This window comes from Psychrobacter cryohalolentis K5 (assembly GCF_000013905.1).
Classification (GTDB): Bacteria; Pseudomonadota; Gammaproteobacteria; order Pseudomonadales; family Moraxellaceae; genus Psychrobacter; species Psychrobacter cryohalolentis.
Window position 1 is genome coordinate 1,355,721 of sequence record NC_007969.1, and the last position, 25,199, is coordinate 1,380,919.

Consider the following 25,199-nt stretch of genomic DNA (forward strand, 5'->3'; position numbering starts at 1 on the left):
TTTACTGATTATTTACCAGCTATTCCATGTTAAACATAGTTTTAATAACAGGCTGTTTTAATAAGCTAAGACAACAGTGCATAATCATTAATAGTGGGGACAATGTCGACCCTTTTAAAGGGCAGCTGTTTTATAAATAAAATCTAATGACCATATTAAGATTTGACCGTCGCCATTTGCGATGAGCGTTCGGCACGTTGTGCGCGTATCCAGTTACTTAGATGCTGTGCTTGCATATTAACTATCGCTTGTTTGATATGGTCAGGGTTTTTTATCAGCTCTTGCATCTTCTTTTTTATATTACGTTCGAGTAGCTGACTGACCAGCTCTTCAATCAAATCATCAAGACTTAGTACATTCCTTGTAGTTAATGCTTTATAAAACCCACCCCAGCTATTACTCAAAGTAGCTTGGTTCATTGGACTAAGATTTGATAATACAAAATGGGCTGCCGCATTAGCATCTATTGGCAGATGCTTCATGCAGCGCTTGATGGCAGTGACTATGTCTAATAGCGCCGTATCTTGCAAATCTTCCCATGTAATTGCACGTAATGCATCGTTAGCAGATTTTTTCTGGATATGAGCCGGTAATTTTAAGTTAATAAGCCCTGATTGTTGCCAGATCCACTCAACAGGGTCTTCAAGTAGTGCGCGCGGCTGGAATAAAAAGCACAGCTGCAACTGCTGGCTGATGGTCATGTCGCCATCAAAATCTAGCAGCGCGTCTTTTGCCTCGACATTCTGACTGCGTTTACCGCCTAGCTTTTGATAAATGTCATTGTTAAGCAAATACTTAAAACTACTGCCTTTGGGTAATGCCATGGTTAATGCGCGTACTTGGGACATGAGCTTGGCTTTACCTTCTACCAAAGTCAAATCATGACGTTCACTCAAATAGGCAAAAATATACTGTGATAGCGGCATGGCATTAGCTATTTGCTCACGCATGGCATCACCGCCCTGACTTTTGATAAAGGTATCAGGGTCATGATTATTGGGCAGTGTTAAAAATCTTAGCTCTTTATCATCACTGAGCACTGGCAAAGCCACTTCAAGCGTGCGCCAAGCGGCTTTTTGTCCGGCGCTATCACCATCAAAGCTTAAGGTTAATGTTGGATTTAGCGTTAATAGCCGTGAGATTTGGCTCTCATTAATCGCCGTACCCATCGACGCAATGGCACCATAGATACCTGCTTGATAAAGAGCAATCACATCCATATAGCCTTCGACTACCAGCCAGTTGTCAGCACGCTTTTGGCGTGACTCATAATAGCCATATAATACGTGCTGCTTATGAAAGACGGGCGAGTCGGAGGAGTTGATATATTTGGGTTTCACTTCATCATCAAGCGCACGACCACCAAAACCAATCGTGCGTCCTTGATTGTCTCGAATTGGGAAAATAACCCGATCACGGAGCAGGTCATAATCGCGTCCAGATTCTGATTGGCGTACTAAACCAAGCGCCTTTAGACCTTCGATATCTTGTGGGAACTGATGCTCAAGATGTTGCCAACCAAAAGGCGCGTAGCCCAAGCCAAAAGTTTCGAAGATTTCATCGCTAATACCGCGCGATAAGAAGTAATGCTTAGCATGAGGGTGAATGCTGAGATTATGTTGATAAAACTGCTGTATCTGCTCTAGCAGCTCATATAAGTTGCCATCTTTATCAGAGATACTATTATCATTGTAGAGAGCAGTATTATCATCACCGGTTAACCATGCAGGCGGATAGCCATTGTCATCTTGATAATGAGCATCATAGCCATCCATTACATAAGGAACGGCATCGTAAGCATCTAACGGTGGGTAATTGTCATAACTATGGTGGTCATCATAAATGGGCGGCTGGGTATCATCAGCTGGCATGATTATGGATGACTGATTATTGCTTACTGGCTGACTATCATTTTTTCGCAGATGCGTTGCCGATGTTGCTGGCTTAACAGCAGATTTTGGCTTGGATTTTGGTTTAACTGGGGCACGCTGATAGCTGACGTTTTGCTGTTCTTCTTTTGGGACTTCAATGCCCGTCTGCTTGGACAGCTCATTGACCGCTTCGATAAAGGTGAGATTTTCATAATCACGTAAAAAACTGATGGCGTTACCACCGACACTACAGCCAAAGCAGTGGTAGATGTTTTTTTGTGGATTGACATAAAAAGACGGCGACTTTTCACCATGAAAAGGACAGCAGCCTTTAAACTCACTACCAGCACGTTTAAGCGTAGTATGACGCCCAATGATACTGACTAAATCAGCTTGGCTATTTAATTGTTCAAGAATGTGATTTGGGATACTCATGCGAAAAACAGTTTACCATAGGTGCAATATTGTTGATGCTCAAAATAATGCAAAAACCAAAACAGAAAAAATAAGGCCAACCGTATCGTTGACCTTATTTTTAGTTGACGTCTGACGCCATGACAGCGTTATTGATTACAGCGCATAAACGCTGTTAATCAATCATACCAAAATACGATTAATTGCTATCGGTCATATCGATGCTGTCATTTTCAACCGCCCCTAAGCGTACACGGCGATTGTCATCAGTCAGACGCAGCGGAGAAGTGCTGCTTGGCGCTGCTGTATTTGCCGCATTGTCGCTTGGCAATCTCAGTTGAGTGGCATTGCGAATGACTTGAGTTTTGGTCGCACCGCTATAATTGCCAGTCGAAACTGTGGTGTCTTTATCAAAACGACTCAGCTGTCCAAAAGTTAGTTTGTTCACTAGAGAACGCTCACGTTTGGTATTGAGCTTGACACGTCCATCAGCGCTTAGCATGTTCGGATAGTTAATTTGCAATAAAGTTTTATACTCGTTTGCTAAATCAGTTAGACCTAATTTTTCATGGCTATAAGCAAGGACGGCAATCGCATCTGGCACAGATTCGCTGAGTGGATAATATTGAAAGACCCATTTGGCACGATTGACAGCAGCTACATAAGCTTCACGCTCAATATACCAATTAGCAGCGCTCATCTCACTTTCGGCAAACTGATTATAAATAAACGTCATGCGCTGAGCGGCATCAGGTGCGTAAGGACTGTTTGGATATTTGTTCAACAGCTCTTGGAAATTGGCGAAAGCAATACGGTAGTAAGCAGTATCGCGCTCCGCTTGGTTGAGCTTAAACAGTTTTAAACCCTCAGACGAGCCTTGCATATTGGCAACGCCGCGCACATAGTAAGCGTAGCTCACTTGCGGGTTAGACGGATAAAGACGAATGAACTGCTCAGCACTGGCAGCCGCAGTTTCATATTTACCACTGGCATATTGTGCATACATCATATCGAGCAAAGATTGCTCGGCATATTGTCCAGTCGGATAAAAAGTGCGCAAGTTGGTTAAATCTTCGATCGCTTGGGTATAGCGACCTTTATCAATCTGAGCAATCGCGTCATTATAGTACGCTTGCTCTGACTTCTCAGCAGTGACCACTGCATCCACGTCTTTACCGCCGGTGAGGTTTTTAAAGGTTTGACAACCCACTAAGTTGACACTTAGGGCAAGTAAAGTGATTGAGGACAGTTTGATAAACGTATTGCCAACAGCTTGCATACTTCTTCTCCGACACAAGACGTATAATAGCAGCGACGCTATCATACTATTTAGTAGATTGATGATAAAAAACGATGCTTGGTGCATCAATAATGGTCTATCATTTTACATGCCAATCACTAAGCATGCGTATTATTATAAAAACATGCTCATTAAAAAACATAGTTATTAATTTATTAAAAATTTACTCTGTAAACATGTTACGCAATAAGGCGTGCATCACATGTAAAGCTTTTATAAAAGAGCTGCAATAACAACACAGTGCCATAGCATACAGCAAAACATGGCTTACTTTATAGAATAACATTTGCTGCGTCTATTTTTTCATGAGCTATTTTGTAGTTAGGCGTACCGCTGGCTTATTCTATAATGCATTTTTATTCAGCGATACCTTAAGTACATTCCAATAATATAGTACAACGTCTGAATCGCCACGCTTATCAGGATTGCGCCCGCTAGTTTAGCATGAGCGGTTGCAACGGGCGATATTCAATAGTGCTGACAGTGACAAATATACAGTAAATTACAGCCATGTTATATTTTAGAGAGCTAATGAGTGTTATAAATTGCCAGATAACATGCAGCTTCTATAGGGCTTAAACGTTCAGCATGTTACACTAGAGCGATATTATTGCCATTTTTGACCACGATTATTATTTATGGTCTATAAGTGCCAATCTGTTTTCTTATGAAGTGCTCCGACTGAACATAGTCAGAGGCTTTACTATATATAAATCTGCTATGAATACATGATGCTATGACTACCAATTTACCCGCGAACCAATCCACTGAAGATTCATCAATGACAGACTTATCAACGCAAGGTTCACCTGTGCCAGAATCCACGATACCCAATGAATTATTAACCATCAATGAGCAATTTGACGAGCATATGGACGATGATAACGTGTCAGATGATGAGTTGCTTAATGACGAAGACGAGCATGGCGATAATGAAGTCTCGGTCGCAGGGCAATCTGTGCCTGTTGTGGTTGACGTGAAGCATACGGTCATAGAAGACGAAGCAGGTTTGCGTATTGATAAACTGGCATCAAAAATATTTACCGATTTTTCACGTGTCCAGTTACAAGGCTGGGTAAGTGATGGCAGCTTGCTCTATAACGGTAGCATACAAAAACCTAAGATCCGTGTTAAAGCTGGCGATATCTTGCATCTGTCGACGACTTTAGAGCAGCATAGCGAAGATCAGCCAGAAGATATCGCAATCGACGTGGTTTATGAAGATGATGACGTATTGGTCATCAATAAGCCAGTCGGCATGGTGGTACATCCAGGTGCCGGTAATCAAACAGGCACTTTGGTAAACGCGCTATTGTATCACTATCCGCAGCAGCACCATTTGCCGCGTGCAGGTTTGGTACACCGTATTGATAAAGATACTTCAGGGCTATTATTGATTGGTAAAACCAAACCCGCACAGCTGGCACTGATGGAGCAGCTAAAGGACAAGTCAGTGTATCGTCATTACCAATGTGTGGTCGCAGGGGATGCAGCGAGTCTATCTCGTCATCGCCGTATTGACGCGCCCATTGGACGCCATCGTAATCAGCGTACCAAAATGACGGTGATGACGGCAGGACGCGAAGCTGTGACTCACCTGTTGAATGTAACCGCGCTTAATGGTAACTATTGTTTGTTGGATATAGGGCTTGAGACAGGGCGTACGCATCAGATTCGTGTGCATCTGAGCCATATTACTTATCCTATTGTTGGTGATAGAGTCTATGGCGGTCGTCGTCAGCTACGTGCTGGTCTAACAGAAGCGCAGCGTCAAGCGATTAATAACTTCCCGCGTCAAGCACTCCATGCTTATACGTTGGGTTTCGTCCATCCAACGACTGGTGAAGACGTTGAGGTCACTACACCAATGCCTGAAGATATGCAGCAGCTAATGGCAGTATTAAGTGACGGCTATGATGAAGAATAAGCGATAACGAATAAGTAATACAAAGACGTTTTATTAAAACGGTAAATATGCCATGAAAAATACGCTTCCCATGACATTGCTAGCACAGCTTGATGATGTGGCTGTGTTTCAAACGGCTGGTTTTTCTGATATAGACTATGCAAATATTGATATATCTCGGTCTAAAATCAATCAGCAGCCACCTCAACGACAGCAAGCAAGTTATGGCGAGCTGAACTTGGGGCTGCATGTCAATGATGATGCAAGCGTAGTATTAAGTAATCGGATGCGTGTGCTTGCTACAATCAATGAGCAGATGATCGCGCAGCAAAACCTACCTGTTCATAGCGTGCCTGTCAAAGCGCTACATTGGGTTAATCAAGTCCATGGTAATCATATACATGATACCGATGCTACGGTACTGAGTATGGCGCCTATGGCAGCTGATGCTATGGTTAGCAAACAAGATGGTACTGGGCTTGCCATAATGACGGCTGATTGTGTACCGATCGTTCTTTATCAGCCAGCAACTGGGCAGATAGCGGCGATTCACGCGGGCTGGCAAGGGCTGGCATGCGGCGTAATCAAAGCAACGGCTGAACGCTTTAGCGACAGCGGCGAGATTATGGCATGGATAGGCGTTTGTATCAGTCAAGATAGCTATGAAGTGGGTAGCCAAGTCCGAGATAAGTTATTGGCAGGTTGCATCGCGAATAACGCTTTGACGACAGATGCAATAAGTAATTTTGATGAGCGCTACGTGATGGCGTCAGGTACTAGCGAGTTAGACGCAGCGAGTACAGCGGACAAGTTATCAGACAATACGCCAGTCTATGCAGAAAAAATTAAGATAGATTTGCCAAAAATTGCCGCGGATCAGTTGCAGGCAGCAGGGATTGTCGTATGCAATGAGTCCTCTATCCCTTGTAGTTATGCTGACGGGCATTACTATTCTTATCGACGTCAGACCCATTTGCAGCAAGCTGCAACGGGACGCATGGCCTTGATTATTACGCGCAGTGCTTCTATATATAGCTAATCCACTTTTAAAAGGATACAGAACTACTGGGGTTAATTATTCGCAGCCTCTGTCTGCGTAGACACAGCAAGCAAGAAAAAGTAACCCCAGTAGTACCTTATAACATTTGGATTTCTTTTATTTAGGACCGATTATAGTAACTAAAGCATGATTATTTAAAAGAGTAACTGGCACATAATAAGTGCGTCTTCTTATCGTTAACAATCATAAGCCTAATTTACCTTTTTATTTTTTATTTCATTACTTATAGCCATTATTAGAGTTTATATGAATACATCTGTTACACCGTCTATTGTACTACCTCCTGACGAGAATTCTCTTAGCGTATCTAATATATCGATGGCCGTTATTTACCATAGTAACTACGGTCATACTCAACGTGTCGCGGAAGCAATCGTGACGGGTGCTCGTCAGCAACTATCTGAAGCGCAAGCCAAGGCTGTCGATGTCAATGACGTCGATTGGGAGTTTTTAGATCAAGCAGATCTGTTGGTTTTTGGTAGTGCGGTATATATGGGCAGTGTGACAGCAGGCTTTAAGACTTTTATGGATGCGACATCGAAGCGTTGGTATCATGGCAAATGGCAAGGCAAGTGGGCAGCAGGTTTTGCCAACTCAGGTGGGCTTAGCGGCGATAAGCTTGCTGTACTACAGCAGATTTGTCTTTATAGCATGCAGCATGGGATGAATTGGATAGGGTTGCCACTTAGACCGACCGGACATGAGCCCCATGATCTAAACCGTTTATCGAGTAATTTGGGTTTGATGACCCAGTCGCTTGATGGTCCACCTGAAGAAACACCAGGCGCGGGTGATATAGATACGGCGATTTGGTTTGGTGATCATCTGGCAAAAACCATCATAAAACATCAGCCTGCCTCATAAAAATTCAAAAGCTATTTATTAAGTAGTAAATACCAAAAAGCAGATATCAAACTAATATCTGCTTTTTTTATTGTCAGCTTTTTATATCTATCTTAGTGCTCGTTATTTTCAACGGCAATATCTGCAACTGGGACAGTTTTAACCAACAGATTTTTGCTCGGAGCGTTTTTGACAGGAATCGGGCTTTCGACAAATTGAAACGACTGACAACCTGTCATAAATAAGGCAGCTGTGAATATATAGGTCAAGGTTAATGACTTCATAATGATATCTCAAAAGGCAATCGGCGACGGTGAAATAGCGCTCATCATAACCAATGCACGGAATTGTGCAAGATATTATCTCATTATAAACGGAAGTAGTACGCTCTGTAAGAAACGTTTAGGATGGGCGTTATGTATCCATTATGTACAGCCAAAATAGGATAAGAAGAAATGTTGGCTTCATTATCTAGCCATAATTTACCAGTAATTCATGTTTATAAATATATAGAAACAAGCTTTTATAACTTTACTAATTGTTTTATAAAGAATTAATTATTTTACCTAAATTTATAATATAAAAAGGTATAACCGTCTATTAAAAAATATATCCAATTATTTATCTTTTTAAGTTTTGTAAAAAAATGATAGCAATGCGTTACTATCCAGGTAATAGAAGTGAAATAGTCTTACAGTAGTGAGGTGAACAGACATTTTTTAGCAATGATCTATAAATGGATATTTTCTTACAGTTTTATCTTGCACTGATAATAGCAAAAAATAATGATAAAAATTCAGCTTAACAGTGGATGTTATGCGCAACAATCATAAAAATATATGAGATGTTAGCGAAATGAGGGAATTATGAAGCGATTTTCTATGATGTTATCGATGCTTGCCATTGGTATGGCCTCCAGCGCTGCGATGGCTGAGGATACGAGCCTTACTAATACAAGCTTACCTAATGCGACCCTACCTAATATCAGTCCTGCCAATAGCGTGCTCGTCAATCGAGGTGCCTATATTGCTCGTGCAGCGGACTGTATGGCGTGTCATGGCGAAGACTATACTGGCGGTACAGCAATAGAGACCCCTATGGGGGAGATTTATTCTACGAATATCACCCCCTCCAAACGCTATGGTATCGGCAATTATACTGAAAACGATCTAAAAAATGTACTACAAAAAGGTCGTGCGCCTAGCCATATGCTATATCCTGCTATGCCATATCCTTCTTATAGTGGTATGAAAGAAGAGGATATCAACGCGCTGTTTGCCTATCTGCAAACCGTTCCAGTAGTAGATGAAGCGCCAAAGCATAAAACTGACCTACCATTTCCTTTCAATATTCGTGCGCTAATGCTCGGTTGGAACTTTTTAAATGTTCCTTCTACCCAAGGACGTGATGGCCTCAATGAGACGCAGAAGCGCGGTGAGTATCTGGTCAATAATCTAGAACACTGTGGTACTTGCCATACGCCACGCAACAGCACTATGGGCTTCGATAAAAAAATGTATTTATCTGGAGCGCAGTTAGGGCATTGGTATGCACCTAATATCACCCCTGACGAGTCAAGTGGTATTGGCAGCTGGAGTGAGCAAGATATCATTACTTATCTACGCACCGGCGAGCTTGATCAGCGCGCTTATGCTGGTGGTCCAATGGGTGAGGCAGTCGCGCATAGTACTCAATATCTAAAGCAAGAAGACCTAAGCGCGATTGCCTCTTATCTAAAAGCAGTACCTGCCATTCAAACCGATGATAAGGTATCTGCCATCGATGTCTCACGTTTGCCAACCCGTGTAAACGAATCTATCACCCATGATTTACTTGCCCAAAAAGATTATTTGGCTCAAGCCAAAACTGCTGTTAGTAAGGGCAGTAATTCACCAGAAGCCTTGTATTTGGCGACATGCGGTAGCTGTCATGGTGTGGACGGCTATGGTCAACCTGATGCACAGTATTCACCCATCGTAGGATTAAGCAGTCTGCGCCGTGATAAGCCTGATGTGCTCGTCAATATGATTTTGCATGGGGTCGTTGGCAGCACCAATACCTCACCGATTATGCCGGCCTTCTCTGATGAGCTGAGCAGCGAGCAAATTGCCAGTATCGCCAATTACGTACGCATCAGCTTTGGCGGTCTTGCCAGCAGCGATGTGAGTGCAGCCGATATCGAGCGCATCGCTGCCACTAGCGCCGAAAAGCCATTTTTAATTAAATACGCAGGCTTGCTGGCGATATTGGGTATTATCGTCGCCATTGCTGTCATTATATTTATTATTCGAGCCATCATACGCTCTAAGCACCGTCACTGATTTGGGTTTCATTTCACCTTTCATCAAACAGCGTAGTAATAAATACTATAAAGCTATGTTAGATACTGATTATAAGACAAGGATTATGGCAATTAGATAGAGCGCTATCGTTTGGCAATTATAGACAACAACACGCCAAGTACATTGATAACGATGCGTCTACTATCCTGCACCATTGTCTACTTTAAGGATATTATTATGAAAGACATGCTTCAATCACCTACGCGCCGTCAATTGCTTTCGATGATTGGTAAAACAGCGGGCGCGACCGCCATGTATCAAGCAATGACGACCTTGGGGTTTGCTTCAGAATCCAGTTTTAAGGAAGCAATGGATCTTAAGGGCGCACCTGCTGGCGCGAGCATTGTTATTCTTGGTGCTGGTCTTGGTGGGTTGACAGCGGCTTATGAGCTGCGAAAAGCGGGCTACGATGTCAAAGTGCTTGAGTTTCAAAATCGTGGTGGCGGTCGTAGTTGGACACTGAACAGCGGTGATAAATATACTGAGCTTGGCGGCGAAGAGGTCACTTGTGATTTTGAAGAAGGCAATTATTTCAATGGTGGACCATGGCGTTTGCCAAGCCACCACTATGCCGTCTTTCATTATTGCAAACAGTTCGGTGTTGAGATGCAACCCTTTATCCAAACCAATGACCGTGCTTATTTGCATCGTACTAATCATTTCAATGGCGTACCGCAGCGTTTGGGTGACATCAAAAATGACATTCAAGGTCATGTGGCGGAGCTGCTATCGAAGTCAGTAAACGTGGGTGGTCTGGATCGCTCAGTCAATACTGAGGACAAAGAGAAGCTTCTAGAAGGGCTAAAAGGCTGGGGCGTGCTCGATAAAGACTATCGCTACCGCGCCAGTAATGAGACTACCAAACATCGTGGCTTTAGTGTGTTCCCAGGTGGCGGTTTGATGCCAAATGAAAAGCCGTCAAAGCCATTACCAATCAGTGAGATACTAGATTCAGGCATGTGGGGAGATATTTATAGCAATCACATGACCTATGGACATCAGCCGACCATGTTTCAGCCAGTTGGTGGTATGGGTAAAATCGGTGATGCTTTCACCCGCGAATGTCGCGATATGATTGAGTTTAATGCCAAAGTCACTAAGATTCATCAAGATGATACTGGCGTTACAGTCGACTATGTGGACAGCAATAGTCCCGATGGTGCAACCAAAACCATCCGGGCAGACTGGTGTGTCTGCAACATACCTTTAACCGTATTAACCCAGCTCGATATCAATGTCTCAAAACCAATGAAACAGGCGATGGCAGCGGTTCCTTATGACACTTCCTATAAAGTAGGTTTGGAATTTAATCGCCGATTCTGGGAAGAAGACGAGTGGATTTATGGCGGTTTAACCTATACCAATATGCCTATTACCCAAATTGCTTATCCGTCAGAAAATATGTTTAAAGATGGCTCAGGTGTATTGCTTGGTGCCTATGGTTTTGGCGCGACTTCTTATAAGTTTAATACTCTAACACCGCAAGAGCGTATCAATGTGGCGCTTGCCTACGGTAAATATATCCATCCGCAGTACCCAAAGGAATTCCGCGCCGGAACATCTGTCGTCTGGCACCGTATCCCATGGACACTCGGCTGCTACGGTATTTGGAGTGAGTCGAGTCGTGAGCAGCATTACGATAACCTATGCAGTATAGACAACCGTATTGTGCTGACAGGTGAGCATTGCTCTCATATTCCTGCGTGGCAGGAAGGGGCTATATTATCTGGCATAGATGCCGCTAAACGCTTGCATAAAAAAGCAAAAATGCTGGGTTAATTGCGCCAAAAATAGAGACAATTATTATAAATTCAGAGGCTATCATGAACACTATCATCATGAAAATAACTATCATGAAAAGCATGACACCTAAGATGCTGATGATCATGCTGTTAAGCAGCAGCGCATTATTAGGCTGTAGTCAAAAAGCAGGCGATGTAGAGACGATAGCCAGTAAGCACGATGCTGAGCAAACGGTTGACTATCAAGCAAGTCGCAATACAGGCAGCTGGGGCGCTGTCTATATGAGCCGTGACGAGCTAAAAGCGCAGCCTATCAATGTCGTTGATGACAGCTCATTACCCAATATGGAAAATGACCCTATTATTAGCGAGTGGGAAGCAAAATTTGAAGGATCCAATGCCTTTATTACGACCGATGGCAAAAAGCTCTATCATGACTCCTGTGCTGGCTGTCATATGCATAAAGGCGAAGGCGCTTATGGTGCAGGCTATTATCCGCCACTGGCTAACAATAGCAAAATGCAGTCAAAATATTACATCATTAATATACTCATCAATGGTTTCCGCGGAATGCCATCGTTTCATATGATGATGAATGATGAGCAAATGGCGGCAGTGACTCAATACGTCGTCAGTGACTTAAATAGTTATACGGATACAGTGACCGCTGAAGACGTGGCCAAGCTGAGACATGCCAATCCGCCCGGTTATGATCCAAGTGAATAGTGTTGCTGTGAACAATGTTTCCTTAGAATAAAAGCTAATCGATTTACTCTCATATAAAAAAGCGCCCAATCGATGATTGGGCGCTTTTCTTGGTTAAGACATTACGAATTTCTAGCTCTATCTAGGACTGGCTGACCAGACAGGTGAGCGAATCGTACCTTGCCCAGATTTACCAAAGGCTTCGCCGCCGTTTAGTGATTTGATAGTCAGTACGCCCTTACCACCTTGCTTTGATGCATAAACGACACGCTTACCATTTGGTGAAAAGCTCGGTGCTTCATCGATACCGGTATTGCCCAAATTAGCAGTGACCGCGCCGCCGCTGTTCATAACAGCCGCTGAGCGCCCATTTAAAAAGGCAATTTGCGTACCATCACTACTAAATTGTGGGCTGGTCGCATAACCACTATTAGATACTTTGGTTGTGCGCCCTGAACCAAATTCATAACGATAAATCTGCGGCTTATTAAATCCAGTCTTATCAGATACAAAGACAAAAGATCTGCCATCAGGGGCGTAGCTTGGCTGTACTTCACTGCTTGGCCAATTGGTCAGTCGTCTTGGTTGACCGCCGCTGGCACTCATCTCATAAATATCAGCACTGCCTTCAAAACTACTCGAAAACAGTATTTTGCTGCCATCTGGCGAGAACGAAGGACTTAAGTTGCTACCAGGGAAAGGCGTCAATGGCGTTGCACCGCCGCCGCTCACGCTTTGCACATAAATAACAGGATAAGATTTATCTCGCTGTACTGAATAAGCGATACGATTGCCATCGGGCGACCATGCTGGAGAGAAGATAGAGCCTGAAACCTCAGTAATGGTTTTGGCGTTTTCGCCATCAGCATCCATGACTTTTAAGCGCGAGACTTTTGCTTTGCCAGTACCAATTTCTTCAATATAGGCAATACGCCCTGAGAAGTCCCCTGGAATGCCGGTAATGAGCTCGTACACTTTATCTGCGATGACGTGACCGGCATAGCGCATGCTGTCTTTATTGTTATCAGCGGTTAAAGTCTGCTTGCCTTCGATCACGCGTCCTGTTTTAACCTCAATCACTTCATAATCGGTCACCACTTTACCGCGGCTACTGCGCGTGCTACCTACGACAAGATAAGGAATCCCCATACTTTGCCATACCGGTAATGTCCCTGCCAGCTCGCTGCTACTGCGTGGCTGCTGCGGTAGATTCTGACTGGTAACTTTGAGCTCAGTTTTGCTCAAGTCATTGACAATAATAGGCGATAACACACTATCACCAGCAAAAGGCACAAAAGCCACTTGATTCTGTTGCACAGGAATCTCGTAATCCAATTCTAAAACGACAGGCGCTGCCAGCACACTTGGCGCGATAAGTAAGCTTGAGGCGCTAGCAAGTAATGATATGAGTAGTTTTTTATGAGTGCGCATGAGTAAGTTAAGCTCCTAAAACAGTATGAGTGTCATTTTTATAGGTTATTAGTCCGTCATAAAGATAAGGTAGTGCCTTCTACAGTACAAGCTGTTTAAGGTAACGTTATCAATAATATAAAGCATGAGCAACTGATTAATTACTGCCCTTAAATTGAACGGTAAAGGTCGGGTATTTTGGATCGTCAGCATCGATTGGTAAGCTGCCGGTATTTAGTACGGCTTGTTTGGCGGCTTCATTGACAGCTTCATCCGGTCCTGAAGCAGTAACATTGGTAATATTACCGCTGGCATTGACTGTAATTGTGAGGGTCGCACGCTGGGTTGAGCCCTTTGCTGCAGTTGGTGGATTATAGTTGCGTCTGATAAGATTAATGATTTCACTATTACTAGCACCGCGACTGCCACCTGATGCTGAGCGGCTGTTGCCTTTTGAAGGGCTTGAGGTTGTGCTATCACCGGATAAAGTCGACTGCCCATCGTTCGATAGACTAAGGGTTTGACCTGAACTACTAGAGCCGCCCGTATTGATTTCTATATTTCGGTCGGTAGCAGTTGGGCGCTTAATCTTGGGAGGATTGTTTTGTTTATTGCGGAAATCCCCAAGCCTTTTTTGCTCTTCAATCAGCTGCTGTCGTCTTTCTTTTTCAATTTGGTCATGTTCTTCTAAGACGGATTCGTCTAAGCGCGCGGCCCACTCAGCCATACTGCGCTCATACTCTTGGTTTTGCTCAAGCAGGCGTTGATGCTGCTCTTCACTCATTAGCATCGGGCTAGTAGCAGATTCATCCGAGCGTGTGAAGACAGGCACTTGCTGAGAGTTTGGTTGAGCAGGATTTGGAGTGCTGACGCTGCCATCAAAGGCTTCTGTTGGCGTAGCTGCACTACTTGCACCGCTTTCCGCTTGCATAGCACTGGCTGCGGCGGCGCGATTGGCAAGGATTTGACCTTGCATCTCGGCTAACTGTTCAGGAGATACCATGGTCGTTTCAATACTACCTGCGGTCTCAACGTCCATATTTTGGTAGGTATAGATAAGTATACCAATGACAAGACCATGTGCCAGCAAACTGAGCAGCGTGGGTAAGGTTAGCCCATTGCCTTCGGGTTCAGTTGGTACATAAACGGTTGGAGCCTTGTGCATGGTAGTGATACTCAAAAACGTGATACTAAAAGATAAGCTACATCAGATTATCTGCTTTATTATAACCGGCTACACCAAAACGGCTGTTTTTTAATATTATAAAATGATTAAACCGCTGGTATAGGCAATGGAGCGCCAGTTAATAGTCCAACCTTCTGAATACCAGCTTGTTGCAACGTTGCCATCAAAGTCATGATAGCGCCATATTGATTGTTTTGGTCGGCATTAATCATCACTTGTACTGGTTGCGCACCGGCATCACTGCTTTGACTTTGCAAAGTCGAGAGGGTATCAATCAGCTCAGGCTCACTAACAGGTAAGTCAACATTGCTCTCATAACTGATAAAAATCTCGCCGTTACCGGTCAGAGATACAATGACTGGTAGCTGGCTTTGACTCATGGTGTTGGTTTGCTCTTTTGGCAAATCAACATCGACGCCAGTAATCAGCATCGGCGCGGTCACCATAAATATCACGAGCAGAACGAGCATTACGTCGATATAAGGAACAACGTTCATCTCCGCATTCAGTGCTTTTTTCTCACGGCGATAGGGACTTTGTTTCATAGACCAGCCACCTGAGTGCTTTGGTTGGCTTGGTTGGCTTGGCTTACTTGAGTGCTAGGCTGCGGGCTTTCATTACTGGTTTCGCGCTGCAGCATACCCGTCATCTCATCACAGAATAAGGCACGTGAATCATATAATCGACTAGATTTAGCGGTAAAATGGTTATAAGCCAATACTGCAGGAATAGCGGCAAACAAACCCATAGCGGTGGCAATTAATGCTTCTGCAATACCTGGTGCCACAGCGGCTAGGGTAGCTTGTTCATTTTGTGACAACCCCAAAAAGGCATTCATGATACCCCAAACGGTGCCGAACAAACCGACGTAAGGTGCAACGGAGCCGATACTGGCAAGCGTTGTAAGTCCTGACTCCAAAAGTAGCTGCTGACGACCAAGACCAACCCTAAGCTTACGCTCAACGCCATCGATAATGTCATCTTTTGGTTGACGTTTTTTGTGCATTCTTAAGTATTCAGAGAAGCCAACATAGAAAATCTGCTCAAGACCTTGGCGCTCAGGTGAGCCCTGAATACCTTGATACAATTTCGCCAAATCTTCACCCGACCAAAACCAAGCCTCGAACTGTTGGTCAAAGTTTCTGGCAGTGCCAAGCCGCGCACTCATACGAAAAATAATCACCCAACTGAGTAACGATGCTAATAACAATAGAGCCATCACGATCTGAACCAGCAGGCTCGCTTGAGTAATAAGGTCGATAATATTTAAGGATTCAGGCATGTAAAGGACTCATGGATAATTAATAATAGTCATTAAAAATAGGGTGCTCATATTAACCCCCTAGTGTACTGCTAATCTTGGTAAATATCATTAATAATGTGTTAATTACATAATGAGCAGTTTTTTCCTAAAATTTATGGTGACAGCACTATCATTTTATAATATTGTCCATATGGTCAACTATTTTTTGCTCTTTTACTGACAAGTTCATGGCATTCATTGAAATTATCTATTTATTTCCATAGAATGTTATGATTTGTTGCTGTAATTTTTCACAGTGGTTTTATTTTTAGCAAATCTTGTGTGGCTAAAGGATTAAAAACATCATCTCCAACCGTAGTTTATAGCGTCATTTACAGTCGCAATTTGGAAGCGTCATTTATCGTCGCAATTTAGGTGTATTTTTTATGTTTGAGTTAAAAGCGGCATTTATCGTCGCAATTTGGAAGCGACATTTATCAATACCATTTGATAATGATAATTTACTCACTGCAATTTGGAAGCGACTCCTATGAACGCAATTGAACGATATTTTGGAATCGATGGTCAGAACACCACGATCAAAACAGAGATTTTAGCGGGTGTAACCACGTTTTTAACGATGGCTTACATCATATTTGTCAACCCTAATGTACTTGCTGATGCCGGTATGGATAAAGGCGCAGTATTCGTAGCTACCTGTCTTGCCGCGGCTATTGGTTGTTTCATTATGGGTATTTATGCCCGCCTGCCAGTGGCCCTAGCGCCTGGAATGGGACTCAACGCCTTCTTTACTTATGGCGTGGTTTTAGGAATGGGCTATGCTTGGCAAACGGCGCTTGGCGCAGTATTTTTGTCAGGTTGTATCTTTATCCTATTAAGTTTGTTTAAAATCCGTGAAATCATTATTAATTCTATTCCGACCAGTATCAAACAAGGGGTTGTCGCTGGTATTGGTGCGTTTTTGGCCTTTATTGCGCTCCAAACCGCAGGCGTTATCGTGAATAATGATGCGACGCTAGTGGGACTTGGTGATATGACCTCGTTTTCACCTGCGATGGCAGCTCTTGGTTTTATTGTCATCGTAGGTTTGTCACACAAAAAAGTACCAGGTGCGGTCACTATTGGTATTTTACTAGTCGCGCTTATTAGCCTTGTCACAGGAAATACGCAGTTTACAGGTATTATCTCAGCGCCGCCGCCTATTGCACCAACCCTGATGCAGCTTGATATTGCTGGCGCGTTTGATGTGGCGATGATCAGTGTTATTTTTGCCTTCTTATTCGTCGATTTATTTGATACGGCGGGTACGCTGATTGCAACCACTACTCAGGCAGGTTTGATTGGTAAAGATGGTAAAATCCCGAATATGGGTAAAGCGCTACTAGCAGATTCAACGGCAACGGTAGCTGGTACTTTCTTGGGCACGTCATCGACGACAAGTTACATCGAAAGTGTGTCGGGTATCGCATCAGGTGGTCGTACTGGACTGATGGCAGTGACAGTTGGCGTGTTATTTTTACTCAGTGTGTTCTTTTCACCACTTGCTGGTATGATTCCAGGATATGCGACTGCGGGCGCTATCTTTTATGTAGCAGTACTCATGATGGAAACATTAAAAGACGTCAAATGGAATGACTTAACAGAAGCGGCGCCAGTGGTGGTCGTACTATTGTTTACGCCTTTGACCTATTCTGTCGCTGACGGTATTGCACTTGGCTTTATCACCTTTACTGCCATCAAGATAGTCGCTGGTAAATTCTCTGACATCAGTATTCCGGTTTGGATATTGACAGTAGTATTACTGGCCAAGATCGTTTTTATCTAGCTTTTTACATTGATTAACGCTCAATATTAAGCAAGGTTGATATTGCTGTAGAAATATAGTTTAAGCCCTTCTTATTATTAAATGATAAGAAGGGTTTTTTATGCTTAATTTTCCTATTGTTTTAAGATAGTCGTGCCAACTGTTTGATTCCTAAAACAATTAATCATAAATAGTAAATCAGAAATTATAACCAAAGCGTCACGTTTGTGAATGCGTTAATAACTGTTTGTTTTTTAACACTATTATAATTGGCTAAAATGCGTAATATTGTTAGTTTGAAAATTTATTTCATGGTAATATGCGGATATTAAGCGCATCACCTCAATCAACGCCGTAGAGGTTTTTCTTATCAGTGAATCAGCATTGCATATTGCCACTTTATATTGCAAACACTCTCCTTTCACTACTAACAAGAAGAAGGCACTAATGCCGCTTAGTTTTATGTTGTTGCCTTTGTATTGTTGACGTAGTCCGTTGCACAGTCAAACGATCTACTTGACCTTTTCCAGCTTATGCTGGATTTTCTCGTTTTTTAATATTGTCGTGTGTTCTGTTCATTGTTATGTATGTTATCAAAGCCGAATCACTCACACTGCTTAATAGCTGATTGTGATTGATTGCTGTTTTCGATAGGGTAGATGATAAAACGTTTCAATACTTTAGCCTTACGACGTTGTTTTAGCGCCACAATATTTAAAAGTCACAATATCAAAAAGTCACAATATCAAAAAGTTTCAATGTTAAAAAGCCTCAGCGCATCACTTATGATGGATTTTCAAGTTATGGAGTTGTTATGAACCCAGTAGAGCAATTTACCCCGCAAGAGCCGATTTTATTTAATCCTATTGATTTGTTATCACCAGAATATATTGCTCAGTCATCAACAGAGCTACATACGCGTATATCGCCTTTGTATAGCGTGGATGAAGAGCGCTGGTTGACGCAGTTATTGCCACTTGCCAAACCGACAGATGCCGAGCGTGACAGTGCAGCTACGCAGACGCGTCAGCTGGTTGAGCATGTGCGCAATGATGGTAAAGCGGTAAAAATGGTCGACTCATTATTGCTTGAGTACAGCTTGGATACCCAAGAAGGTGTTTTGCTCATGAGCTTGGCGGAAGCCTTGATTCGTGTGCCGGACAATTATACAGCTGATGCGCTGATTCATGACAAGATGAGCGTCGCTGACTGGAAAAAACATTTAAAAAATGACAATGGTTTTATGGTCAATGCCTCAACGTGGGGCATGATGATGACAGGTCGTGTGGTGAGCATCGATAGTGATACCACGGCATCTGGATTTTTGGATCGTATGACCAAAAAGATGGGTGAGCCTGTTATTCGTAGTGCTATGCAAAAAGCCATGCGTATCATGGGACATCAGTTTGTACTTGGCGAAACGATTGAAGGCGCTAATAAAAATAGCCAGCCATATCGCAATAAAGGCTATACCTACTCATTTGATATGTTGGGTGAAGCGGCAATTACTCATAAAGATGCTGAAAAATACTTTAATGATTATTTGCATGCTATCAAAGCCACCGCAAGTGTGAAAGTTAAAGAGGGCATGCCGAAGCCATCAGTTTCTATCAAGCTGTCCGCATTGCATCCGCGTTATGAAGCCACCCAAGAAGAACAAGTCATGGGGCTGTTGCGTCAACGCTGCTTGTTACTGATTGAAGCGGCGCGTGAAGTCAATGTCGACCTCAGTATCGATGCTGAAGAAGCCGATCGTCTTGAGATATCGCTAAAACTATTTGAATCTCTATACCGCGACAATCTAACAGCGGATTGGGATGGTCTTGGTTTAGTTGTACAAGGTTACTCAAAGCGTGCAATTGCTATTTTGTCTTGGCTGGCACGCTTGGCAACTGAGGTTGGCGACCGTATTCCTGTACGTCTAGTAAAGGGCGCTTATTGGGATACAGAAATCAAGTTGGCGCAGCAAAAAGGTCTATCAGGCTATCCGGTTTGGACGCGTAAAGAAGGCACGGATACCGCTTATCTTGCCTGCGCACGTTTCTTATTATCAGAGCATTTGCGTGGTCTTATTTGGCCACAGTTTGCAACGCACAATGCGCACACGCTTGCTTCAATCATGACCATGAGCTCGCACAGAGACTTTGAGTTCCAGCGTCTCCATGGTATGGGTGATGCGCTTTATGACCATATCTTACAAGCTTATCAAATTCCTGTGCGTATCTATGCACCGGTTGGCGCTCATAAAGATCTGCTGCCGTATTTGGTACGTCGATTGCTCGAAAACGGTGCCAATAGCTCGTTTGTCCATCAGTTATTAGACAAGTCTTATCCAATTGACAAGCTAACTGTACATCCGTATGACAAGCTATTAACCAATGCAACGCTACATAATCCAGATATTCCATTACCGTTAGCTATCTATGGCGCACGCCGTGCCAGCTTTGGTCCCAATATCTTTGTAGAATCGCAGTGGATACCGTTTAAAGCAGCTATCGATACGCATATACACAAAACATGGTCTGCGACTTCTGTTATTAATGGCAACGCAGTCAATGACAATACGGTAGATGGCGACACTCATCAGCTTGACAAGCAAGCTATATGTGCGCCTTGGAACCATGAAGTCATTGCCGGTGAAGTCGTCTATGCCAATGCTACTATCGCACAGCAAGCAATTGCGGCGGCAGTTGCTGGACAAGGCGAATGGCAAGCGGTTGCTGCTACTAAACGTGCGGCTATATTGCGTAAAATCGCGGACTTGTATGAAGAAAACTATGCAGAGCTGATGGCATTATGCCAAGTTGAGGCAGGTAAAACCTTACAAGACAGCATTGATGAAATCAAAGAAGCGGTTGATTTTTGCCGTTTTTATGCTGATGAAGCTGAGCGTTTAGATGATGTTATTTATGAGTTTACCGATTTGGCAGGCAAGCCGTCGCGTCAAGTTTATAAAGCACGTGGCACCTTTATTTGTATCAGCCCATGGAACTTTCCATTGGCTATTTATACCGGTCAAGTAGTTGCAGCACTGGCTGCAGGTAATACCGTAGTGGCAAAACCTGCCGAACAGACGAGCTTAATCGCTCATTTCGGTGCGCAGCTTATGTATCAAGCTGGCGTGCCAGTAGAAGCATTGCAACTCGTGATTGGCGCGGGCGACGTTGGTGCTGCATTGACTGCTGCGGACAATATCGCAGGTGTTATCTTTACAGGTTCGACCCAAACGGCGCAGCGCATCAACCAAAGCCTAAATGCCCATGCTCAAGTCAGTGGTGAGCTGCCTGTCTTTATCGCCGAGACTGGCGGACAAAATGCCATGATTATGGACTCAACGGCATTGCCTGAGCAAGTGGTTAGAGATGCGGTATTATCTGCCTTTGGTTCAGCAGGTCAGCGCTGTTCAGCATGTCGTATCTTATGTGTACAAGAAGAGATGGCAGATGATTTGATTGAGCTATTGCAAGGCAATATGGCTGAATTAATCGTTGGCAACCCGCTATATGCGACTACAGATGTAGGTCCTGTGATTGATATTGATGCCAAGCGCGGACTTGAAGCGCATATCGAACGCATGCGCGCTGAGCCAACGGCTACGATTTTGGCGCAGACACCGATGAGTGATAGCTCAGAGGTCAGTCAAGATCAAGCAACGTTTGTATTGCCAACGGCGATAGAAGTAAAAAGTATCGATGTGATCGGTGGAGAGCATTTTGGTCCTATTTTGCATGTACTGCGTTATGAAGCACGTGATCTAAATAAGCTGATTGATGCAATCAATGCGACGGGTTTTGGTTTGACCTTGGGCATCCATAGCCGTATTGAAAACACAGTAGAGCATATCGAGCGCCGAGCCTTTGTCGGCAATACTTATATCAACCGTAACCAAATCGGCGCGGTCGTCAACGTACAGCCGTTCGGTGGCTGCGGTCTATCGGGCACAGGTCCCAAAGCAGGTGGTCCACATTATGTCGCCCGTCTGATGAGCTTAACGACAGAGCAGTTGGCTAATGAGCAAGTGGCTCTGATAGACAATACCGCTGCAACCAGTACTCAAACAATAATCGCATAAGGAGTAGCACTATGGCGACTGAATTCAAAAAAAATCATGGCCAAGTTTGTGAAACTTGGCGTTTGCTTGGCGCAGTGAATCGTGCCACTTATCTGCAAGAAGCCGCACCAAGACTGGCATTATTGACCGGTGATGCCAATAAGGCAAAGCGTCTGTTCAATCATTTATTGAGCGCCGCACCCATGCTTGACGAAGAGCACCGTATGACTGGTGCTACGGGCGAGTCAAATGACTTGTACGTGACAGGTCGCGGTAAGACGATGGTTGTTGGCGGCGAGTCTGCTCGCGCTATGGCAGTACTTGGGCAGTTGCTAGCAGCATTATTAACGGGTAATGAGGTGATATTGCATTGCCCAAGCCAAGAAGAGATGTGCATTGAAGCGGCAAAAATCCTCTATGAAAGTGGTATCAGTGATGATGTGCTGAGTGTCGCCAATGACTCGCAAACCGTCACGCTTTTATACATCGATCGCCTCGCGCAAGTGGCTGTTTCTGGTAATCGGAAAGAGGTGCAAGCGGTCAGTCAAGAGCTTGCCAAGACTGATGGTATGTTGACGCAAGTCATTAGCGTCACTGATATGGACGGCTTATCAGAGATGCTAACGCCTGATTATCTATACCGCTTCGTCACTGAGCGTGTAAAAACCATTAATACCACTGCCATTGGCGGAAATGCAAGCTTGTTAGAACTTGGCACATAGAAGTAACAGCAACAATTTAGTACAGGCAACCAATAATCTCATAAGAAGTTAAAAGATTAGCTTATTGCCAATAAAGAAATAGCTCGAATAGTAAAAATGACGATCAGTCATTATTCCCAAATATTTGGTGAGTAATTTCTGGTCGTTTTTTTATGCTTAAATTTAGAGGTAGGATAGGTAGGTATTTTAGTAAATACTCACTTTAGTAATGAAGTTTCTTGGCTTTTCAACCAAAATAAGGTATTTTTTGAGTTGTAAGTTAAACAAAGATGGTGATAATATAAGTTAACCGTTTAGTCAGCAATTATTCACTAAATGGTTAATAAATCCCTTTAACACGGAACGTTGACGTAAGCTAAGCCTTGAAAGCATGTTTTAACGGTGCTTATATTCCTCGATTTTCCAATAGAGTAGTCGTCGTTAAGACGATACCCAAACCCTTGATAATGCTTTTGTATTTACTAAAGATGCTCATCCATCATAGGTAAATTAAAAAGTTCAAACCGCAAACAGATTAAGCCTGAGCAAGTCAGTAGTCAGATAGGCAGTCAGCTTATTCAATACAGTTATAACTCTCAGTATTGATGTAGGTATGATGATCATCATCGTATAAATTTTATTAACATGGTAATTAAGTACTCACTTAAGGGCAGCGCATTTGTGTGCAGTTATCCTTTAAGATACTGATTGTTAAGATTTTATGATTCGATTAAAGATAAAGCAGTTTTTTATCTTCCTTTTATTCTGACAGCTGAGCATTGCTATGATTCATTTTTATTTGAACGGTCAATATAAGCAATTAACTGACCTCAATCCGAATACCACGGTGCTTGAGTATTTGCGCTTGCACGAACGCCAGACTGATACCAAAGAAGGCTGCGGCAGTGGCGACTGCGGAGCCTGTACGGTGATGGCGCAGCGCTTACCTAGCAGTGATGAAGATTCTTCTGATTTGCCTTTTTATACCCTTAACGCCTGTATCACGCTACTGTCATTGATGGATGGTCATCATATAATGACGTCAGCTTATATCGCGGACAATCCTGAACATCATCCAGAACGTGCTTTATTGCACCCAGCGCAGCAAGCAATGGTCGAATGCCATGGCTCGCAGTGCGGGTTTTGTACGCCTGGATTTGTGATGACACTGGCCAGCACCTACGAGAATCATCGTCTGCAAGTCGCAAAGGGAACCATCAAAGATGATTTGAGCTACGATGATATTGTGGCTGCAATTGGTGGGAATCTTTGCCGCTGTACGGGCTATCGTCCTATTATCGAGGCGGGCTTGGCAATGAGTGAGATTGGTAGACAACGCGATGCTGATCAGACGATCGCCAAAGACTTGACCATCAGTTTAGCGACAGATGCGATGGCAAATAGCAGACAAACCGTTTCAAGCGAAATGGGTACTATTGAGCCTGCGCTTAATCAAGGGTCACGTAAGTTATTCATTCCAAAGTCTGTTGCTGAGCTCAATCAAGTGCTCGCTGCCCATCCAAAAGCGACCATTTGGGCAGGTGGTACGGACTTAGGTTTGAGTGTGACGCAACACTTGGTGGATCACGATATTATCGTACAACTGTCAGCGATTGACGAGCTAAAATCTTGGTCACTACAAGCGTTAAGCTTAAATACCGATGAGCAGTCTAAAAGCGATAGCGAAGTAGAGTTTTTAGTATTGGGTGCTGGCATGAGCTATAAGAGCATGCTGCCTGCGCTTGAACAACATTTCCCTGCGTTTGCCAATTTGTTTGAACGTATTGCTTCTCCGCAAATCCGTAATATGGGCACTATCGGCGGTAACGTCGCTAACGCTTCACCGATTGGCGATTTGCCTCCCATTCTATTGGCATTAGATACTCATATTCATCTGCGTCATTGTGCTGCTATTGACAATTCTATTAACAGCGCTACTGACAATATCAATGTTAATAATGTCCATTCAAATCAAGTATCTAGTATTGATGAAATCATTCCTTTATCTAAATTCTTTTTAGATTATAAAAAGACCAAACTACGTGCTGGTAGTTACGTGGTAGCCCTTCATATTCCGCTAATGCAAGATAATCAGTATCTCTATATTCATAAGATTAGTAAGCGTTACGAAGATGATATCTCAGCGTGCTTGCTTGCTGCGCGACTTGATTTGTCAGCGGATGGCATGACTATCCAAGATGCAAAATTTGGACTTGGCGGCATGGCGGCGATACCTTTATTGGCAGCAGAATGTCAGCAGGCACTAATTGGACAAGCAGTAAATGTTGCCAGTTTCGAGCAGGCAGCACAAAGGCTACCTAATGATGTCTCACCGATGACCGATGTGAGAGCCAGCCGAGAGTATCGTATGCATGTGATGCAGCGGTTAATCATTAAGTGTGGCAAGCAATTGGTTGCTGATGTGCAAGCGGTAGATGCGTAAGTAAACATATAGCAAGTAAGCTCGGCAAGAGCTAAATAGACGGCATTAGTGTTTGAACTTGCTTGATTATGCTAACTCACCTGACTTTCGCATCGCTAAAAGATACAGTCAAAACGCTATTGTTAGAGAGATAGGTTTTGCTAAAAATATAAGAGAG

General features: G+C 43.4%; 17 protein-coding genes. 10 read left to right on the forward strand and 7 right to left on the reverse strand.

The features are described 5' to 3' along the window. Positions 1-155: 155 nt before the first annotated feature. A complete protein-coding gene (locus tag PCRYO_RS05785) occupies positions 156-2,306 on the reverse strand; it encodes a DNA primase (RefSeq protein WP_011513461.1) in 2,151 nt (716 codons plus the stop codon). 178 nt (positions 2,307-2,484) lie between these two features. Then, positions 2,485-3,564 carry an outer membrane protein assembly factor BamD gene (locus tag PCRYO_RS05790; RefSeq protein WP_011513462.1) on the reverse strand — a complete coding sequence of 360 codons (1,080 nt, stop codon included), beginning with the start codon at positions 3,562-3,564 and terminating at the stop codon, positions 2,485-2,487. An 802-nt stretch (positions 3,565-4,366) separates the two neighbouring features. On the opposite strand from PCRYO_RS05790, the gene PCRYO_RS05795 reads away from it, so the two are divergent. From PCRYO_RS05795 to PCRYO_RS05805, 3 genes are all read left to right on the forward strand, one after another. Next, on the forward strand, positions 4,367-5,512 hold the full coding sequence (locus PCRYO_RS05795) for an RluA family pseudouridine synthase (RefSeq protein WP_406626811.1): 1,146 nt from the start codon (positions 4,367-4,369) through the stop codon (positions 5,510-5,512). A 52-nt stretch (positions 5,513-5,564) separates the two neighbouring features. Further along, the gene (locus PCRYO_RS05800; RefSeq protein WP_011513464.1) at positions 5,565-6,530 is read left to right on the forward strand and encodes a polyphenol oxidase family protein; all 966 of its coding nucleotides are present in this window, start codon (positions 5,565-5,567) and stop codon (positions 6,528-6,530) included. A gap of 267 nt (positions 6,531-6,797) precedes the next feature. Beyond that, on the forward strand, positions 6,798-7,415 hold the full coding sequence (locus tag PCRYO_RS05805; RefSeq protein WP_011513465.1) for a flavodoxin family protein: 618 nt from the start codon (positions 6,798-6,800) through the stop codon (positions 7,413-7,415). Between the two features lie 92 nt (positions 7,416-7,507). On the opposite strand, the gene PCRYO_RS13155 is transcribed toward PCRYO_RS05805, so the two are convergent. Next, positions 7,508-7,678 carry a hypothetical protein gene (locus tag PCRYO_RS13155; protein WP_156772645.1) on the reverse strand — a complete coding sequence of 57 codons (171 nt, stop codon included), beginning with the start codon at positions 7,676-7,678 and terminating at the stop codon, positions 7,508-7,510. A 582-nt stretch (positions 7,679-8,260) separates the two neighbouring features. On the opposite strand from PCRYO_RS13155, the gene PCRYO_RS05810 reads away from it, so the two are divergent. From PCRYO_RS05810 to PCRYO_RS05820, 3 genes are all read left to right on the forward strand, one after another. Beyond that, entirely contained in the window at positions 8,261-9,715 is a 1,455-nt protein-coding gene (locus tag PCRYO_RS05810; RefSeq protein ID WP_011513466.1) for a cytochrome c, read from the forward strand. 198 nt (positions 9,716-9,913) lie between these two features. Then, a complete protein-coding gene (locus PCRYO_RS05815) occupies positions 9,914-11,515 on the forward strand; it encodes a flavin monoamine oxidase family protein (RefSeq protein ID WP_011513467.1) in 1,602 nt (533 codons plus the stop codon). Positions 11,516-11,559: 44 nt separating this feature from the next. Further along, a complete protein-coding gene (locus PCRYO_RS05820; RefSeq protein WP_011513468.1) occupies positions 11,560-12,204 on the forward strand; it encodes a c-type cytochrome in 645 nt (214 codons plus the stop codon). Positions 12,205-12,321: 117 nt separating this feature from the next. On the opposite strand, the gene PCRYO_RS05825 is transcribed toward PCRYO_RS05820, so the two are convergent. The 4 genes from PCRYO_RS05825 to tolQ form a co-directional block, all read right to left on the reverse strand. Next, positions 12,322-13,614: a PD40 domain-containing protein gene (locus PCRYO_RS05825; protein WP_011513469.1), complete on the reverse strand. Its 1,293-nt coding sequence runs from the start codon at positions 13,612-13,614 to the stop codon at positions 12,322-12,324. 136 nt (positions 13,615-13,750) lie between these two features. Further along, entirely contained in the window at positions 13,751-14,758 is a 1,008-nt protein-coding gene (locus PCRYO_RS05830) for a cell envelope integrity protein TolA (RefSeq protein ID WP_011513470.1), read from the reverse strand. 107 nt (positions 14,759-14,865) lie between these two features. Next, positions 14,866-15,324, reverse strand: coding sequence for a protein TolR (tolR, locus tag PCRYO_RS05835; RefSeq protein ID WP_011513471.1), 459 nt, complete (start codon positions 15,322-15,324; stop codon positions 14,866-14,868). Next, entirely contained in the window at positions 15,321-16,061 is a 741-nt protein-coding gene (tolQ, locus tag PCRYO_RS05840) for a protein TolQ (RefSeq protein WP_011513472.1), read from the reverse strand. The genes tolR and tolQ overlap by 4 nt, the downstream gene beginning before the upstream one ends. Before the next feature lie 511 nt (positions 16,062-16,572). On the opposite strand from tolQ, the gene PCRYO_RS05845 reads away from it, so the two are divergent. From PCRYO_RS05845 to PCRYO_RS05860, 4 genes are all read left to right on the forward strand, one after another. Next, positions 16,573-17,868 carry an NCS2 family permease gene (locus tag PCRYO_RS05845; protein WP_011513473.1) on the forward strand — a complete coding sequence of 432 codons (1,296 nt, stop codon included), beginning with the start codon at positions 16,573-16,575 and terminating at the stop codon, positions 17,866-17,868. Positions 17,869-18,661: 793 nt separating this feature from the next. Beyond that, a complete protein-coding gene (gene putA, locus PCRYO_RS05850) occupies positions 18,662-21,919 on the forward strand; it encodes a bifunctional proline dehydrogenase/L-glutamate gamma-semialdehyde dehydrogenase PutA (RefSeq protein ID WP_011513474.1) in 3,258 nt (1,085 codons plus the stop codon). A gap of 11 nt (positions 21,920-21,930) precedes the next feature. Continuing rightward, positions 21,931-22,620: a 1-pyrroline-5-carboxylate dehydrogenase gene (locus tag PCRYO_RS05855; protein WP_011513475.1), complete on the forward strand. Its 690-nt coding sequence runs from the start codon at positions 21,931-21,933 to the stop codon at positions 22,618-22,620. Positions 22,621-23,383: 763 nt separating this feature from the next. Beyond that, positions 23,384-25,042, forward strand: coding sequence for a xanthine dehydrogenase small subunit (locus PCRYO_RS05860; RefSeq protein WP_011513476.1), 1,659 nt, complete (start codon positions 23,384-23,386; stop codon positions 25,040-25,042). Positions 25,043-25,199 lie beyond the last annotated feature (157 nt).